At 68.2% G+C, this 14,954-nt stretch carries 12 protein-coding genes and 1 pseudogene; 12 read left to right on the forward strand and 1 reads right to left on the reverse strand.

The window, feature by feature from the left end; genetic code table 11:
• The first annotated feature begins 27 nt into the window (after positions 1–27).
• The 8 genes from MRBLMD1_RS16020 (at position 28) to MRBLMD1_RS16055 (ending at position 7,126) form a co-directional block, all read left to right on the forward strand.
• On the forward strand, positions 28–1,698 hold the full coding sequence (locus MRBLMD1_RS16020) for a molybdopterin-dependent oxidoreductase (RefSeq protein ID WP_414703701.1): 1,671 nt from the start codon (positions 28–30) through the stop codon (positions 1,696–1,698).
• 23 nt (positions 1,699–1,721) lie between these two features.
• Positions 1,722–2,975: a gephyrin-like molybdotransferase Glp gene (glp, locus tag MRBLMD1_RS16025; RefSeq protein WP_364401338.1), complete on the forward strand. Its 1,254-nt coding sequence runs from the start codon at positions 1,722–1,724 to the stop codon at positions 2,973–2,975.
• The gene (moaC, locus tag MRBLMD1_RS16030) at positions 2,963–3,454 is read left to right on the forward strand and encodes a cyclic pyranopterin monophosphate synthase MoaC (protein WP_224025601.1); all 492 of its coding nucleotides are present in this window, start codon (positions 2,963–2,965) and stop codon (positions 3,452–3,454) included. The genes glp and moaC overlap by 13 nt, the downstream gene beginning before the upstream one ends.
• Positions 3,451–3,981 (forward strand): MogA/MoaB family molybdenum cofactor biosynthesis protein, encoded by a 531-nt coding sequence (locus MRBLMD1_RS16035; protein ID WP_159632338.1) that lies wholly within the window; start codon positions 3,451–3,453, stop codon positions 3,979–3,981. Before moaC ends, MRBLMD1_RS16035 begins: the two co-directional genes overlap by 4 nt.
• Complete coding sequence (locus tag MRBLMD1_RS16040) at positions 3,971–4,435, forward strand: molybdenum cofactor biosynthesis protein MoaE (protein ID WP_159632337.1); 465 nt, start codon at positions 3,971–3,973, stop codon at positions 4,433–4,435. Before MRBLMD1_RS16035 ends, MRBLMD1_RS16040 begins: the two co-directional genes overlap by 11 nt.
• 87 nt (positions 4,436–4,522) lie before the next feature.
• Positions 4,523–5,293 (forward strand): 4-hydroxy-tetrahydrodipicolinate reductase, encoded by a 771-nt coding sequence (gene dapB / locus MRBLMD1_RS16045; protein ID WP_224025602.1) that lies wholly within the window; start codon positions 4,523–4,525, stop codon positions 5,291–5,293.
• A gap of 3 nt (positions 5,294–5,296) precedes the next feature.
• A complete protein-coding gene (locus MRBLMD1_RS16050; protein WP_364401344.1) occupies positions 5,297–5,770 on the forward strand; it encodes a hypothetical protein in 474 nt (157 codons plus the stop codon).
• Positions 5,771–6,136: 366 nt separating this feature from the next.
• On the forward strand, positions 6,137–7,126 hold the full coding sequence (locus MRBLMD1_RS16055) for a TM2 domain-containing protein (RefSeq protein WP_364401347.1): 990 nt from the start codon (positions 6,137–6,139) through the stop codon (positions 7,124–7,126).
• 123 nt (positions 7,127–7,249) lie between these two features.
• On the opposite strand, the gene MRBLMD1_RS16060 is transcribed toward MRBLMD1_RS16055, so the two are convergent.
• Positions 7,250–8,485: a heparan-alpha-glucosaminide N-acetyltransferase domain-containing protein gene (locus MRBLMD1_RS16060; protein WP_364401350.1), complete on the reverse strand. Its 1,236-nt coding sequence runs from the start codon at positions 8,483–8,485 to the stop codon at positions 7,250–7,252.
• A 113-nt stretch (positions 8,486–8,598) separates the two neighbouring features.
• Between MRBLMD1_RS16060 and MRBLMD1_RS16065 the strand changes: the two genes are divergently transcribed.
• From MRBLMD1_RS16065 to MRBLMD1_RS16080, 4 genes and pseudogenes are all read left to right on the forward strand, one after another.
• Positions 8,599–9,195 carry a hypothetical protein gene (locus MRBLMD1_RS16065; RefSeq protein ID WP_364401353.1) on the forward strand — a complete coding sequence of 199 codons (597 nt, stop codon included), beginning with the start codon at positions 8,599–8,601 and terminating at the stop codon, positions 9,193–9,195.
• A 58-nt stretch (positions 9,196–9,253) separates the two neighbouring features.
• Positions 9,254–10,162 (forward strand): 4-hydroxy-tetrahydrodipicolinate synthase, encoded by a 909-nt coding sequence (dapA, locus tag MRBLMD1_RS16070; protein WP_141940780.1) that lies wholly within the window; start codon positions 9,254–9,256, stop codon positions 10,160–10,162.
• A gap of 40 nt (positions 10,163–10,202) precedes the next feature.
• Positions 10,203–11,894, forward strand: a complete 1,692-nt coding sequence (locus MRBLMD1_RS16075) for a ribonuclease J (RefSeq protein WP_159632332.1) — start codon at positions 10,203–10,205, stop codon at positions 11,892–11,894.
• Between the two features lie 160 nt (positions 11,895–12,054).
• Positions 12,055–14,942, forward strand: a pseudogene (locus MRBLMD1_RS16080) (DNA translocase FtsK).
• The last annotated feature ends 12 nt before the right edge of the window (positions 14,943–14,954 follow it).

Below are 14,954 nucleotides of genomic sequence, written 5' to 3' on the forward strand. Positions count from 1 at the left end.
AGCGCCGGCGAACCTATGCTGGAAGTTGTGAGGAGTTCCCGGCAAAAGCACGGAGCGGACGACGACGGCGCCGGCCTTGGGGAGCGTGCGGAAAGTCCCGTCCGGCACCGGGCAGTCCTGCGCACCGGGGCCCGCTGGGCCGCGGCTGCCGGAATAGGTGCAGCCGCCGGCGGCGTCGCCGTGGGGGAGCTGGCGGCAGGTCTTGCCAGCCCCTCCCTTTCACCGCTGACCGCTGTGGGCGGGGCTGTCATCGATGCCGTCCCGCCCGGTGTCAAGGACTGGGCCATCGCCCTCTTCGGCACGGCGGACAAGGCTGCGCTCCTGGCGGCCATGGCGCTGGCCATTGCCGTGCTGGCCGCAGTTGCCGGCGTCCTCGAGCGCCGACGGCGGTTCGCCGGTGCCGCCGTGATGGGCATCTTCGGGCTGGCCGGCGTGGCAGCGGTCCTGACACGGTCCCAGGTGACCCCTGCAGCCCTCGTGCTTCCGCTCCTGGCCGCGGCAGTCGCCGTCGTGCTGTTGCGTTTCCTGGCCCGGCGGCTGCAGGCGTGGGAGGACCTGGAACCTGGAGACGCAGGCCCGGAAGGCGAAGGCCCCGGCGACACAGGGCCTGCCGGAACCGGCACCGCCGCTTCCCGACGCAGTTTCCTCCAGGCCCTTGCCACCACTGCCGCGGCCACTGCTTTGGGCGGAGTGCTGGCGGGAATCTGGCGCGGCGCCGCCGCAGCGGTCAGTGAAGCCAGGGCACGCATTTCCCTTCCCCTGCCGGCGTCAGCCGCGCCGCCCATTCCCGCCGCTGCAGAGCCGGGCGTGGCCGGCATGCCGCCGCTGGTCACCCCGAACCCGGACTTCTACCGAATCGACACAGCGCTGGCTGTCCCCGCGGTCAGCCCGGAGACGTGGGTCCTCAAAGTCACCGGACGGGTGGCCCGCGAAGTCCAGCTTTCCTTCGCCGACCTCCTTGCCAAGCCCTTGGTTGAACGCCACGTCACCATTGCCTGCGTGTCCAATGAGGTGGGCGGGGACCTGATTGGCAACGCCCGCTGGCTCGGCTGGCCGGTGCGTGAACTGCTGGCCCTGGCCGGTCCCCAGCCGGGCGGGGATATGGTCCTCTCCCGAAGCGCCGATGGCTGGACCGCCGGAACGCCACTGGATGCCCTCACCGACGGCAGGGACGCCCTGCTTGTCGTGGGCATGAACGGTGAGCCCCTGCCGCTGGAGCACGGCTTTCCGGTCCGCCTGGTGGTCCCCGGCCTTTACGGCTATGTGTCAGCCACCAAGTGGGTCACCGAGCTCAAGGTCACCAGGTTCGCCGACGACGCCGGGTACTGGACGCCGCGGGGCTGGTCCGCGCGCGGGCCCATCAAGACGTCGTCGCGCATCGACGTGCCCCGCAGCGGGCGCCCGGTCAGCGCAGGAACCGTGGTTTTCGCCGGAGTTGCCTGGGCCCAGCACACCGGCATTGGGAAAGTGGAGCTGCGGGTCAACCGGGGACCGTGGCAGGAAGCCGAGCTGGCCCCGGGCATCTCGGTGGACACGTGGTACCAGTGGAAGCTGGCCGTCCACCTCACCCCGGGGCAGTACGAGGTCCAGGTCCGGGCCACGAACCTGTTGGGTGAACCCCAGGACGAAACGGCGCGGCCCCCGGCGCCGGACGGAGCTACGGGATTCCACACGGCTAGAGTGGACGTGAAATCCTGATGGCCGCGACCAAAGGCGTACCCATGACCAGCCACCCCCACGGCAAGGCCGAGCATGCGCGGAGCGTCGCTGCGCATGCCGCCGCCGTTGCGGAACTCCTCCAGCCGCTCCGCTCGCCGGAGCGCACGGAAGTCCTGCCGCTCATCCAGGCGCTGGGCCGCGGCCTGGTGGACCATGTCGCCGCTCCGATCAGCCTTCCTCCGTTCGCCAACTCGCAGATGGACGGGTACGCCGTCCGCTCGGGCGACCTGTCGGGCGCCGGCGCGGACCTGCGCATCGTGCCCCCGGTTCCAGCCGGGTCCAGCCCGCAGCCGCTGGCGCCCGGAACGGCCGCCCCCATCATGACCGGCGCCATGATCCCGGAGGGGGCTGACGCCGTCGTACCCATTGAAAGGGCGGTGCCGGACCGCTTCCCGGAGCCCGGCCCGGACGGCGCAGTGAACTGGAACGGCGACGTGAAACTGCCTGCCACCGCCCCGGGAATGTATGTCCGCGCCGCCGGCAGCGACATTGCTGCGGGGGAGCGGGCCCTGGCTGCCGGTACCTGCCTGGGGCCGGCGCAGTTGGGGCTGCTCGCCGCGCTGGGCATCCCGGAAGTGACGGTTTCTAAGGCCGCCACCGTCCTGCTTGTCACGACCGGGGACGAGGTGGTGGATCCCGGCCGGGACCTCGCGCCGGGCAAGATCTACGACTCCAACGGAACCCTCCTGGAAGCCGCCATGCAGCAGGCCGGGCTGACTGTCCGGCGCACCGCCATTTCCACCGACAACCCCGCGGAACTGCTCGCGCTGCTGCGCGCCGGGAGCCCGCGCGCGGACCTGATCGTGACCACGGGCGGGGTCAGCAAGGGCGCTTACGAGGTGGTGCGCCAGGCGATGGCAGGCCAGCCTGTCGAGTTCCTGCACGTGGCCATGCAGCCCGGTGGTCCCCAGGGAATCGGAACATTCGACGGCGTTCCCTTCCTTGGGTTCCCGGGCAATCCGGTCAGCTGCCTGGTGTCCTTTGAAATGTTCCTCCGTCCCGCCCTGTCAGCATTCCTCGGGGCGCCGGCACCGAGGCTGCCCCTGCGTGCCCGCCTGGACCAGCCCCTGGCGTCCCCCGCGCACAAGCACCAGGTCCGGCGTGGAAGCCTGCAGCCGGACGGGTCCGTGAAGCTGGAGGGCGGCGAGGGCTCGCACCTGATGCACGCGCTCGCCGGTTCCAACGTCCTGGTCCACGTTCCCGCTGGCGTAACGGAGCTCGCCGCCGGCGACGAGGTGGAAGTATGGATGTTGTGAACGCAGAACAAACCCCCGCACTGACGCACCTGCGCCAGGACGGCAGCGCCCAGATGGTGGATGTTTCCGCCAAGGCAGAAACAACCCGCGAGGCCACGGCCACCGCCACGGTCCGGACCACCCCGGAGGTGATGCGGCTCCTGGGCACCGGGGGGCTTCCCAAGGGGGACGCGCTGGCCGTCGCCCGCGTCGCCGGCATCATGGCGGCCAAGAAGACCCCGGACCTGATTCCGCTGTGCCATCCGCTGCCCCTCGCCAAAGTCACGGTCGATTTCGACCTCGGCGAAGATGCCGTCTCCATCAGCTCCACTGTCAAGACACGGGGCGTCACGGGAGTGGAAATGGAGGCCCTGACCGCCGCGTCGGTGGCGGCCCTCAGCGTCTACGACATGATCAAGGCCGTGGACAAACATGCCGTCCTGACAGACATCAAGGTGCTGGCCAAGAGTGGCGGCAAGAGCGGAGACTGGGCCCTGTGACCACCCCCCACATCCTGCATCTCCCCGAACCGCACCGGCACGGCGACGTGCAGGGGCGGAAGGCCGGCGTCGTCATCGCCTCCACCCGGGCCGCCGCCGGCATCTACGACGACGAGACCGGACCGGTCATCACCGACTGGCTCACTGAACATGGCTTCGACGTCTTCCCGGCCATGGTGGTCCCCGACGGCGATCCCGTGGGCGCCGCCATCCGGGCGCTCCTCACCCAGCACCCCGCCGTCGTCATCACCAGCGGCGGCACCGGCCTCAGCCCGGACGACCGGACACCGGACGTCACCCTGCCGCTGTTGGACCGGGAAATCCCCGGCATCATGGAGGCGATTCGCCGCGCCGGCGCTGCCAAGACCCCGCTGGCTGCCCTCAGCCGGGGATATGCCGGTGCCGCCGGGCGTACCTTCATCGTGAACCTGCCCGGATCGCCCAAAGGCGTCATGGACGGGCTGACCGTCCTGGACCCGGTGATCGGACATCTTTGTGACCAGCTGGAAGGCGGACATGGGCACTGAAGCATTCGAAGTAGTGAGCGCGGTCCTGAGCGCGGAGCCCATCTCCGTGGACCAGGCAATCGCCGCAGTGGAAAGCGACACGGCCGGCGCCGTGGTCAGCTTCAGCGGCGTGGTGCGCAACCACGACGGCGGCAAGGCCGTTGAGCGCCTCAGCTACAGTGCGCACCCCACGGCGCACCAGGTGATGGCCGACGTCGTCGCGCGCCTCGTTGCCGAACAGAACGCCGAAGCAGGTGCCGGCACCGGACAGCCCGTCCGGATCTGGGCGGCGCACCGGATCGGGATGCTGGAGATCGGGGACCCCGCCCTGGTGTGCGCGGTGTCCGCCGCGCACCGCGGGCAGGCGTTCGCCGTCTGCTCCGATCTGGTGGACCGCATTAAGGAACAGGTGCCCATCTGGAAGGAACAGTTCTTCTCGGACGGCACCGTCGAATGGGTCGGCGCAGGCAGCTGACGCTGCTGCCCGGACGGCCCCCGGGTGCGAGGTAACGCACGCCATCCGGTTCCTGCCCGCACCCGTCCCGCCGGTAGGGTTAATGCCATGACCGAACAACACTCCGTTCCCAAGCTGGTGGCCGTCCTTGGTGCCAATGGACGCATGGGCGCCGAGGCCGTCAAGGCCATCGACGCCGCGCCCGACATGAAGCTCGTTGCAGCCCTGGGACGGGGTGACTCGCTGGAGCAGCTGGCAGCCTCAGGTGCCCGGTACGTGGTGGACCTGACGGTTCCCGAAAGCACCGAAGCGAACGTCCGCTTCGCCGTCGAGCACGGCATCCACGCCGTGGTGGGAACCACCGGCTGGGACACGGGGCGGCTGTCCGCCCTGGAATCCCTGCTGGCAGCGCACCCGGAGACCGGCGTTCTCATCGCCCCCAACTTCGCCCTGGGCTCGGTGCTGGCCTCTGCCTTCGCCGCGAAGGCGTCCAAATACTTCGAATCGGTGGAGATCATCGAGCTGCACCATCCGGACAAGGTGGACGCCCCTTCCGGCACCGCAGTCCGCACCGCTGAGCTGATCGCCGCCGAACGCCGGGCAGCGCAGGTGCCGCCCAGCCCGGATGCCACCACCAGTGAACGTGCCGGCGCCCGCGGCTGTGAGGTGGACGGCGTCCGGGTCCACAGTGTCCGGCTTCGCGGCCTCGTGGCACACCAGGAAGTCCTCCTGGGTGGCCCGGGCGAACAACTGACCCTCCGCCACGATTCCTTCGACCGCGCCTCGTTCATGCCCGGCGTGCTCCTGGGCCTGCGCAACGTTGCCGCACACCCGGGGCTGACCTTCGGCCTGGACGGCTACCTGGACCTGGGGCTCTAAGCCGTGAACGGGCTCCTTGCCGGCTTCCGGAAGAACCGCACCAAGATCTGGGTGGGCGCTGTGACGCTGCTGCTGGTCTTCTACCTGGTGGTGTCGTTCCAACGCTCACTCCTGCTCCTGACGGACAGCAACCTCACGGCCAAGGCCATCGGCGCCGCCTACCTGGTGCTGCCTGTGGTGGGTGCCTGGGCCCTGATCCGCGAGCTGATGTTCGGTACCCGCACCGAGCAGATGGCCAAGGTCCTGGAAGCCGAAGGCGGGCTGCCCGTCGATGAGCTTCCGCGCACGCCGGGCGGCCGGATCGTCCGGGCCGCGGCGGACGCTGAATTCGAAAAGTACCGGGCCGAAGCCGAGGCCGCTCCCGATGACTGGCGTTCCTGGTTCCGCCTCAGCTGTGCCTACGACGCGGCCGGCGACCGCAAACGTGCGCGGGCGTCCATGCGTGACGCCGTGAAGCTCTTCACCGCCGCCTCCTGATACCGGCCTGCGCCGGCCCTGCTCCCGCAGGCCCCGCGCTCCGCGGCCTCCTGCGCCGTTTAGTGCGATGGGCATTTCTGCCCATCGCAGTCCGTTGCCGTCCGCGGTAGGTTTTGTTTAGTAAAGACTCTTTAGCTTTGGGGGAAAGCATGAGGTTGGCCATGTCCATGCCGCGGGCGTGGGCCAGCTGTACCCCAGGCCCTCTCCCCGGGCAGCCGCACCCATCCCTGCCACGCACCAGCGCTCCCTTGCCGCGTGCCGGGAAGCCGGAGGCTGCCTGATGCTGCACGCACCCCACCCTTGAACCGCCCGCACACCTGCACCCGTGCACCCAAGAACCCGCACCTTTGGACAGAAGGACCATCCATGAGCCACCCGAATTTCCCCAACCCATCGCAGAGCGGGCCGTCCGCTCCGCCCATTCCGCCGGCCCCGTCCACCTTCGGCGGACAATCCACTTTTGAGGGGCACTACCCCGGAGCTCCGCAGGGGGATTACCAGCCGGGGCTCCACGGCAGCGGCCCCTACCCGGACGGTCCCCGGAAGTCGTTCATGACAACCTGGATCCTTTCGCTGCTGCTGGGTACCTTCGGCGCGGACCGCTTCTACCTTGGCAAGATCGGCTCGGCCATCGCCAAGCTCCTGACGGCCGGCGGCCTCGGCATCTGGGCCATCGTGGACCTGATCATCACCTTGACCGGAAACACCAGGGACAAGGATGGCCGCCCGCTTGAGGGCTACCCGGAGAACAAGAAGAAGGCCTGGATCATCACCGGCGTCGTCTGGCTCATCAGCATCATCACCGGAATCCTGCTGACCATCATGTCCGTCGCCATGATCGGAGCTGCCCTCGACAACCGGAAGCTCCCCGTATCTCCCGAGCTTCCGTCGGCCTCGCAGGCAGCGCCCAACCCGTCGCGTGGAACAACCCCGTCGAACGGAGCCGCTCCGTCCAGTGGCGCCGACGCCGGTGCGAACTCCTTCGTTGCCACCGTGTCCGAAGGCAACACTGTCAAGATCAGCGTCCTCGATTCCATCTACACGGCCGAAATCCCGGGCATGACCTACATGCAGCCGAAGAACGGCGGTTTCCTCGCGGTCAAGGTGTCCTGGGAGACGCTGACCGGAAGCAGCTTCTCCAGCCCCTCGAATTTCAAGGTCTACGACGCCGAGGGCAAAGAGGGCGAACTGGTCTATCTTGACGATGGCATGGGCGCCCTGCCCACCGACGAGGTCGGTGCCGGCGATGTCCGCCAGGGCGTCATTGCGTTTGATGTGAAGAAGGGCCCCACCCAGGTTGTTGTCAACGATGACTTCGGCGACAAGACGGCCACCTTCACCCTGACCCCGCAGTAGCAGCCGACGCACTGCAGCCGGTTTCAGAACGGAACCCGCGGCCCCACTTTCCGGTGGGGGCGCGGGTTCTTTTTCATTCCAGGGCGGGGCGAAGCCGGGCCGGACGAGGTGCACGGCCTTGGTTCAGGAGAGGGCCTTGAAGCCGCCCCGGCCCACCATGGCCGCCGCATGGCCCGCCCATTCCAGCGGGCCGCGCCAGGACAGCCGCGCAAAGACAATGCCGATAGTGATGGCGGTGGCCGCCTGGGCAAAGTACATCCCGTCCTCCGTCCAGCCGGCGGGCAGGGGTTTCAGATAGAAGCTGGACACCACCCAGACGTGCACTGTGTACAGGGTCAGCGTCATGGCGCCGGCCCCGCGCAGCGGAAGCAGCAGGTCCAGGTCCACCCACTCCGCGAGGCGCCCCAGCAGCAGGCAGGCGCCAATGACTGCCGCCGCCACTGCCGAGGTGTGCAGCAGGTCAAGCGGAGTTCCCGAGTGCGGTGCGGCCGATGCCAGCCACCACCAGGAGCCCTCCTGGGGGATACCTGTCAGGTTGACCTGCAGCACGCTGCCCAGCGGATACCCCGGGGAATTGAGGACCTTTCCCAGCGCTGCCAGGCCGCCCCAGTCCTCCATGGCCGCTGCCCCCAGGGCCTTGGCTGCCACGGCCACCACCGTTCCGGCCGCCAGCAGCAATATGGGAACCAGTGCCTTGGTGAGGACCAGGCGCCCGATCACCAGCCCCACCAGCAGGTAGGACAGCCACTGGAACACAGGGTAGTAGCCGGTAAAGAACACATCCGCGAGCAGCCGGGAAGGTGTTCCGAGGTCTTCCCAGCCCGGGTTGTGGCCCAGCTTCAGGGGAGGCTCAGGGGCAAGGAGCCAGGGCCGCATGAGGTATGCCAGCACGGGCGAGGCAAGGATCCAGCCACCGGCCCAGGCGCACAGCGGCTTCACGCCAAGCCCCAGGAAGGGGAGGATGCACAGGAACAGCACGGCGTAGTGGACCAGGATAATGGCCACGTTCACCTCCAGGCCGCCCAGGGTAAGTCCGACGGCGGCAATCACCAGGGCGCGCAGCGCCACACCGCGCCGGGCGGCGGAGAGCCCGGGGCCCGCCAGCGGCTTGTCCTTCCCGGTGGACAGGGCAAGTCCCACGCCGGCCAGCACGGCGAAGAGGGCGGCGGCCCGGCCCGAGAAGGTGAGGCCAATCCAGGTTGGCGTGAGGTTTGCATTCGATTCGAACGTCGGCAGCAGGTGGGTGGCCATCATGCCCAGCAACGCCACGCCGCGGGCGGCGTCGATGCCCCGGAGGCGCCCCTGTTGTTGCCTGCCTGGGGCCTTGCGGGACCGGGTGGCCGGGCTTCGGGACGTCATGACCAGATCGTCTCACATGCTGCTCCTGGGTCGCTTGTCACAGCGGGTGCCAGCGGTGCCCGGAGCGCCAGCATCCCTTGTATTCGAATATATGTTCGAATAGCATGTCGGGTATGGAAATGACGTCGTCCGGAGCATCCGGATCCAGGGGAGGAGCGGCCGGGGGAGCCGCCCATGAAACCAGCGGGCAAGGGCGCCGGCAGCCGGAAGCCCCGCAGGGCAGTCTGCAGGCAGCCCCCGTGCGGGAGGGCAATGTGCAGGCGGGCAATGTGCAGGCGGGTCCTGCATGGGAGGGCCGTGCGCCGGCAGGCACCGCCCAGGCGGATCACGTGCAGTCCGGGAGCCTGCCGCGCCGTTACGCCCCGGACGACCTTCCGCCCGGGGATCCTGGCGCCGCGGACGGGCCACTGAAGGCGATGAGTCCAGGAGTGGTGGACTACCTGTTCCGCCAGCTCGTTTCCGGGCGGCCCGCGGAGGACGTTGCGTGGGAACGGGAAGGCGTCAGCCTTGCGGCCCAGCCGGAGGGGGCAGAGCTGGCCCGCAGGCTTGCTGAAACGGATCTTGATGCCCTGACGCCCACGGAGTTGTTCCATTACGTGCGGGCGGCGCAGCGGCTCGCATCCTGGGCAGAGGGCCTTCGGCAGTCGGCGGTCGGCCGCTATTGCCATGCGGGGGCGGACGCTCCACGGCCAGGGCGTCGCCGTATTTGACGTTCGTCACGCCCGTGGCATTGTCCTAACCAGCCGGGGACAGGGTAACGTTTTTTCCATGGCTGACTCTTCCGCGCATATCCCTGCCCTCGGTACCCTCCTGACCGCCATGGTCACGCCGTTCACCAAGGACGGCGCAGTGGATTACGACCAGGCGGCAGCGCTGGCCAGCAAGCTGGTCGACGACGGCTGTGACGGCCTGGTGGTCACCGGCACAACCGGCGAGACCTCCACGCTGACTGACGAAGAGAACCTCGGCATGTTCCGCGCCGTGAAGGACGCCGTGGGCGGCCGGGCGGCCATCATTGCCGGGACCGGCACCAATGACACCGCGCACTCGGTCCACCTCTCCCAGCAGGCTGCTGCCCTCGGCGTCGACGGCCTCCTCCTGGTGACCCCTTACTACAACAAGCCCAGCCAGGCCGGTGTCCGCGCCCACTTCGAGACCATCGCCTCCGCCGTGGACGTACCCGTCATGCTGTACGACATCCCCGGCCGGTCCTCGATTCCGATCGAACCCGACACCATGATCCGGTTGGCGCAGCACCCCAACATCGTCGCCGTCAAGGACGCCAAGGCAGACCTCACCGCAGCCACCCGCGTCATGGCGGAAACCGACCTCCTGTTCTACTCGGGCGACGACGGGCTGACCCTTCCCTGGATGGCGCTGGGCGCCGTCGGCCTGGTGGGTGTCACCACCCACGTCGCCACCCGCCGCTTCCGCGAGCTCATCGACGCCGTCAACGCCAATGACCTTGGGACTGCGCGCAAGATCAACTTCGAGCTGCAGCCCGTGGTCCGCGCAACCATGACCCGTGTCCAGGGGGCCGTGGCAGCCAAACAGATTCTTAAATGGCAGGGAGTCCTGCCCAACTCGATTGTCCGTTTGCCCCTCGTGGAGCCGGACGAAACCGAGATCGAAACCATCCGCGGGGATTTGGCGGAAGCGGGGCTGGTCTTCTCCTGAGGCTAAGACCGGCACCCTTCCGCCTGGAAAGAAGTGCACTATGACCCAAACTGCCCTTACCGGCCTCGTCACCCCTCCGCGCCTGCCCCAGGGCACCCTGCGGATCGTCCCGCTTGGCGGGCTGGGGGAGATCGGCCGGAACATGGCCGTGTTCGAAATCGACGGCAAACTGCTGATCGTGGACTGCGGCGTCCTCTTTCCCGAGGAAACCCAGCCCGGTGTTGACCTGATCCTGCCGGACTTCTCGTACATTGAGGACCGGCTGGACGACGTCGTGGCCGTGATCCTCACTCATGGCCACGAGGACCACATCGGCGCCGTGCCGTACCTGCTGCGCCTGCGCAACGACATCCCCCTGGTGGGCTCCCAGCTGACGCTGGCCCTGATCGAGGCGAAGCTGCAGGAGCACCGCATCCGGCCCTACACGCTGACCGTTGAAGAAGGCCAGGTGGAGAAATTCGGGCCGTTCGAATGCGAGTTCGTCGCCGTCAACCACTCCATCCCGGATGCCCTTGCCGTGTTCATCCGCACGGCCGGCGGCACGGTCCTGCACACCGGTGACTTCAAGATGGACCAGCTGCCGCTGGACGGACGCATCACCGACCTGCGCCACTTCGCCAAGTTGGGCGAGGAGGGCGTTGACCTCTTCATGTCCGACTCCACCAACGCCGACGTGCCCGGATTCACCACGGCCGAGAAGGAAATCGGCCCCACCCTGGAGCGGCTTTTCGGCCAGGCCACCAAGCGCATCATCGTGGCGTCTTTCTCCTCCCACGTCCACCGCGTGCAGCAGGTCCTTGACGCCGCTGCCAAGCACAACCGCAAGGTGGCCTTTGTGGGCCGCTCCATGGTCCGCAACATGGCCATCGCGGAGAAGCTGGGCTACCTGGACGTCCCTTCCGGGCTGATCGTCGACATCAAGAACATCGACAACCTGCCGGACAACCGCGTGGTCCTCATGTCCACCGGCTCCCAGGGCGAGCCCATGGCGGCCCTGTCCCGGATGGCAAACGGCGACCACCGCGTGGTGGTGGGCGACGGCGATACCGTCATCCTGGCCTCCAGCCTCATCCCGGGCAACGAGAATGCGGTGTTCCGGATCATCAACGGTCTCCTCAAGCTCGGCGCCGACGTGATCCACAAGGGCAACGCCAAGGTCCACGTGTCCGGCCACGCAGCAGCCGGGGAACTGCTCTACTGCTACAACATCCTCGAGCCGCTCAACGCCATGCCCGTGCACGGGGAGACCCGCCACCTGATCGCCAACGGCAAGATCGCCATTGAGTCCGGCGTCCCGGAAGCCAGCGTCATCCTTGCCGACAACGGCACGGTCATCGACCTCCGCGACCACCAGGCGGACATCGTGGGCCAGGTGGAGGTTGGATTCGTCTACGTTGACGGCTCCAGCGTGGGCGAAATCACCGACGCGGACCTCAAGGACCGCCGCATTCTGGGCGATGAAGGCTTCATCTCGATCATCACGGTTATCCACCGGGCCACCGGCAAGGTGGTGTCCGGGCCCGAGATCCACGCCCGCGGTGTTGCCGAGGACGATTCAGTCTTCGACGACATCATCCCCAAGATCAACGCGGCACTGGAAGAAGCAGTCCAGAACCACGCCGACCACACCAGCCACCAGCTCCAGCAGGTGGTGCGCCGCGTCGTGGGCACGTGGGTCAACCGCAAGCTGCGCCGCAAGCCCATGATCATCCCGGTGGTGCTCGAGGCCTGAGATTAGCTCCGCTGCCGCAGGGCAGGTTCGGAAGGCCCCGGTTCACCGCGAACCGGGGCCTTCCGCGTGTCCGGGCGGTGCGGCCGGTGCCCCCAACCGATGCGCTCCCCGGGCCCCGATATCCCCGGAATCACAGCATGCTTCCGGTACCGTGGCTACTATGGCCACACGTACTACTTCCGCGCCCAAAGGTACCGGCAGGGGCAGCTCCGGCAGCAAATCCGGGAGCTCCACAGCCCGCGGAACCGGCTCCACTGCCAGCAAGGCAGGGCGCGGCGGCTCATCCAGCACCGCGCGCACCCGCCAGCTTCCCGCCGTCGAACACCACCAGCCGTGGCTGCTGCGCGTTGTCGGCGGAGCATGGCTGGGCATGGGCCATCTGGTGGGCGGGGGAGTGCGCCGCATCGGCCACGACGTCAGTGACCTTCCTGCCGAGGACCGCCGCGACGGCGCCGCGCTGTTCAACCTGGCGCTGGGGGTTTTCATCGCCACGTTCGCCTGGTGGGGCCTGACGGGCTGGTTCCCGGACGCCGTCTACGCCGTGGTGAACGGCACCTTCGGCTGGATCTCCCTGCTGCTTCCGCTCATGCTGTTCGTCTGCGCCTTCCGGTTGTTCCGGCAGCCCTCCGACGGCCGGGGCAACAACAGGGTGGGCATCGGCTTCCTGATTATGACGTTCGCCGGCTGCGGCCTGGCGCACATCCTGGGCGGCCAGCCCACCGTCGCCGACGGCTTCGACGGCCTCCGCAAAGCCGGCGGCATGCTTGGCTTCCTGGCCGCCACGCCGCTGGCCGCCATCCATCCCGCCGTTCCTGTGGCCCTCTACGGCCTGCTCGCCTTCGTGTCCCTGCTGATTATCACGGCCACCCCGTTCACGGCCATCCCGCGCCGCATCCGCGGAGCCTACGAGCACCTCATGGGCATCGACCTGATGGACCAGGAACGCCCCGACGTCCACGACCGCAGCTACCTGGAACGGACGGCCCCCGCCGCACCCCGCAAGAAGAAGCGCAAGCTCTTTGGCAAGGACCAGGAGTCCGAGCCGGGCCTTGAGGGCTACGTAGGCGACGAAGCGTTTGAGCACGCCGTCATTGACGACGACGAGCAGGAACCTGCCCGGCCCGCGCCGGGCGTGCGTCGGCCCACCCAGGCGGAGATCGCCGTCGAGAAGATCAAGGCCGCCCAGGGCCTGGGCGCCGGTTCGCAGGCGGCCCCGCCGGAAAACGCCACCGAAGCCATCCCCCTGGTCATCCCGGGTGCCGCGGCTCCGGGCAAGCCTGCCGCCGCGCCCACCGTGCCCTCGAACCCGGTGGCGCCCGCGCCGCCGCCCGTTCCCATCCCGCAGCGGACCGAGCAGCTCTCGCTCGCCGGCGATGTCACGTACACCCTCCCGGCCTCGGACTTCCTGACCCCCGGATCCATCCCCAAGGAGCGCACGGAAGCGAACGACGCCGTCGTCGCCGCCCTGACCGATACCCTGCAGCAGTTCAACGTTGACGCCACCGTCACCGGCTTCAGCCGCGGCCCCACCGTCACCCGGTACGAGATCGAACTTTCGCCGGGCACCAAGGTGGAGCGTGTCACCGCCCTGTCCAAGAACATCTCCTACGCCGTCGCCTCCAGCGATGTCCGCATCCTCAGCCCCATCCCGGGCAAGTCGGCCATCGGCATCGAGATCCCCAACACGGACCGCGAAACCGTCTCCCTGGGCGATGTCCTCCGCAGCCAGAACGCCCGCCGCACGGATCACCCGATGGTCATGGGCGTGGGCAAGGACGTGGAGGGTGGCTACGTGGTGGCCAACCTGGCCAAGATGCCGCACCTCCTGGTGGCTGGTGCCACCGGTGCCGGTAAGTCGTCCTTCGTGAACTCAATGATCACGTCCATCCTGATGCGTGCCACCCCGGACGAGGTCCGCATGGTCATGGTGGACCCCAAGCGTGTGGAACTGACCGCCTACGAGGGCGTTCCGCACCTGATCACTCCCATCATCACCAACCCCAAGAAGGCGGCCGAAGCGCTGCAGTGGGTGGTACGGGAAATGGACGCCCGCTACGACGACCTCGCCAACTACGGCTTCAAGCACATCGACGACTTCAACAAGGCCGTGCGCGCCGGCAAGGTCCAGCCGCCGGTCGACTCCAAACGCGTCATCCGGCCCTACCCGTACCTGCTGGTGATCGTCGACGAACTCGCCGACCTCATGATGGTGGCCCCCCGCGACGTCGAAGACTCCATCGTCCGCATCACCCAGCTGGCCCGTGCCGCCGGCATCCACCTGGTCCTGGCCACCCAGCGGCCCTCCGTCGACGTGGTCACGGGCCTCATCAAAGCCAACGTGCCCTCGCGCATGGCCTTCGCCACGTCCTCCGTCACGGACTCCCGGGTGGTCCTGGACCAGCCGGGCGCCGAGAAGCTCATCGGCCAGGGTGACGCGCTCTTCCTGCCCATGGGCGCCTCCAAGGCGATGCGTGTCCAGGGCGCCTGGGTCACGGAGTCGGAGATCCACAAAGTGGTGGAGCACGTCAAGGGACAGCTGCAGGCTGTCTACCGTGACGACGTCGCCCCTGAAGCGGAAAAGAAGCAGATCGACGACGACATCGGGGACGACCTCGAGGTGCTGCTGCAGGCCACCGAACTGGTGGTCACCACCCAATTCGGCTCCACCTCCATGCTGCAGCGCAAGCTCCGGGTCGGGTTCGCCAAGGCCGGCCGGCTCATGGACCTCCTCGAATCCAGGGGAGTGGTGGGCCCCTCGGAGGGTTCCAAGGCGCGTGACGTCCTGGTGAAGCCGGACGACCTCGCCGCCGTCCTCGCCGCGATGAAGGGCCAGGAAGCCCCTGCGGCGCCTGACTCGCAGACCGCCGCACTCAGTGACAATGCCAACGCCAACATCGCCCAGGGCGGCTACGCCGAAGACCTGGTGGCTGCGGACCTGGACCAGAGGAAGCAGAATGTCGAATACTACGACGGCTCGGATTCGGCCCCGGGCGGCTACGGCGATGACGACGACGGCTCCGAAACGCGTGGTCCCTCACGGGACGCTAGGCCGGTAGCCTA

This window comes from Pseudarthrobacter sp. LMD1-1-1.1, from assembly GCF_040676255.1.
Lineage (GTDB): Bacteria > Actinomycetota > Actinomycetes > Actinomycetales > Micrococcaceae > Arthrobacter.

Bases quoted from the DNA above. Each gene is read 5' to 3' on its own strand.
- glp (WP_364401338.1), top strand. From the start codon at position 1,722: ATGACCAGCCACCCCCACGGCAAGGCCGAGCATGCGCGGAGCGTCGCT.
- MRBLMD1_RS16055 (WP_364401347.1), top strand. From the start codon at position 6,137: ATGAGCCACCCGAATTTCCCCAACCCATCGCAGAGCGGGCCGTCCGCT.
- MRBLMD1_RS16060 (WP_364401350.1), bottom strand. From the start codon at position 8,485: ATGACGTCCCGAAGCCCGGCCACCCGGTCCCGCAAGGCCCCAGGCAGG.
- MRBLMD1_RS16075 (WP_159632332.1), top strand. From the start codon at position 10,203: ATGACCCAAACTGCCCTTACCGGCCTCGTCACCCCTCCGCGCCTGCCC.
- MRBLMD1_RS16040 (WP_159632337.1), top strand. From the start codon at position 3,971: ATGGGCACTGAAGCATTCGAAGTAGTGAGCGCGGTCCTGAGCGCGGAG.
- dapB (WP_224025602.1), top strand. From the start codon at position 4,523: ATGACCGAACAACACTCCGTTCCCAAGCTGGTGGCCGTCCTTGGTGCC.
- moaC (WP_224025601.1), top strand. From the start codon at position 2,963: ATGGATGTTGTGAACGCAGAACAAACCCCCGCACTGACGCACCTGCGC.
- MRBLMD1_RS16065 (WP_364401353.1), top strand. From the start codon at position 8,599: ATGGAAATGACGTCGTCCGGAGCATCCGGATCCAGGGGAGGAGCGGCC.
- dapA (WP_141940780.1), top strand. From the start codon at position 9,254: ATGGCTGACTCTTCCGCGCATATCCCTGCCCTCGGTACCCTCCTGACC.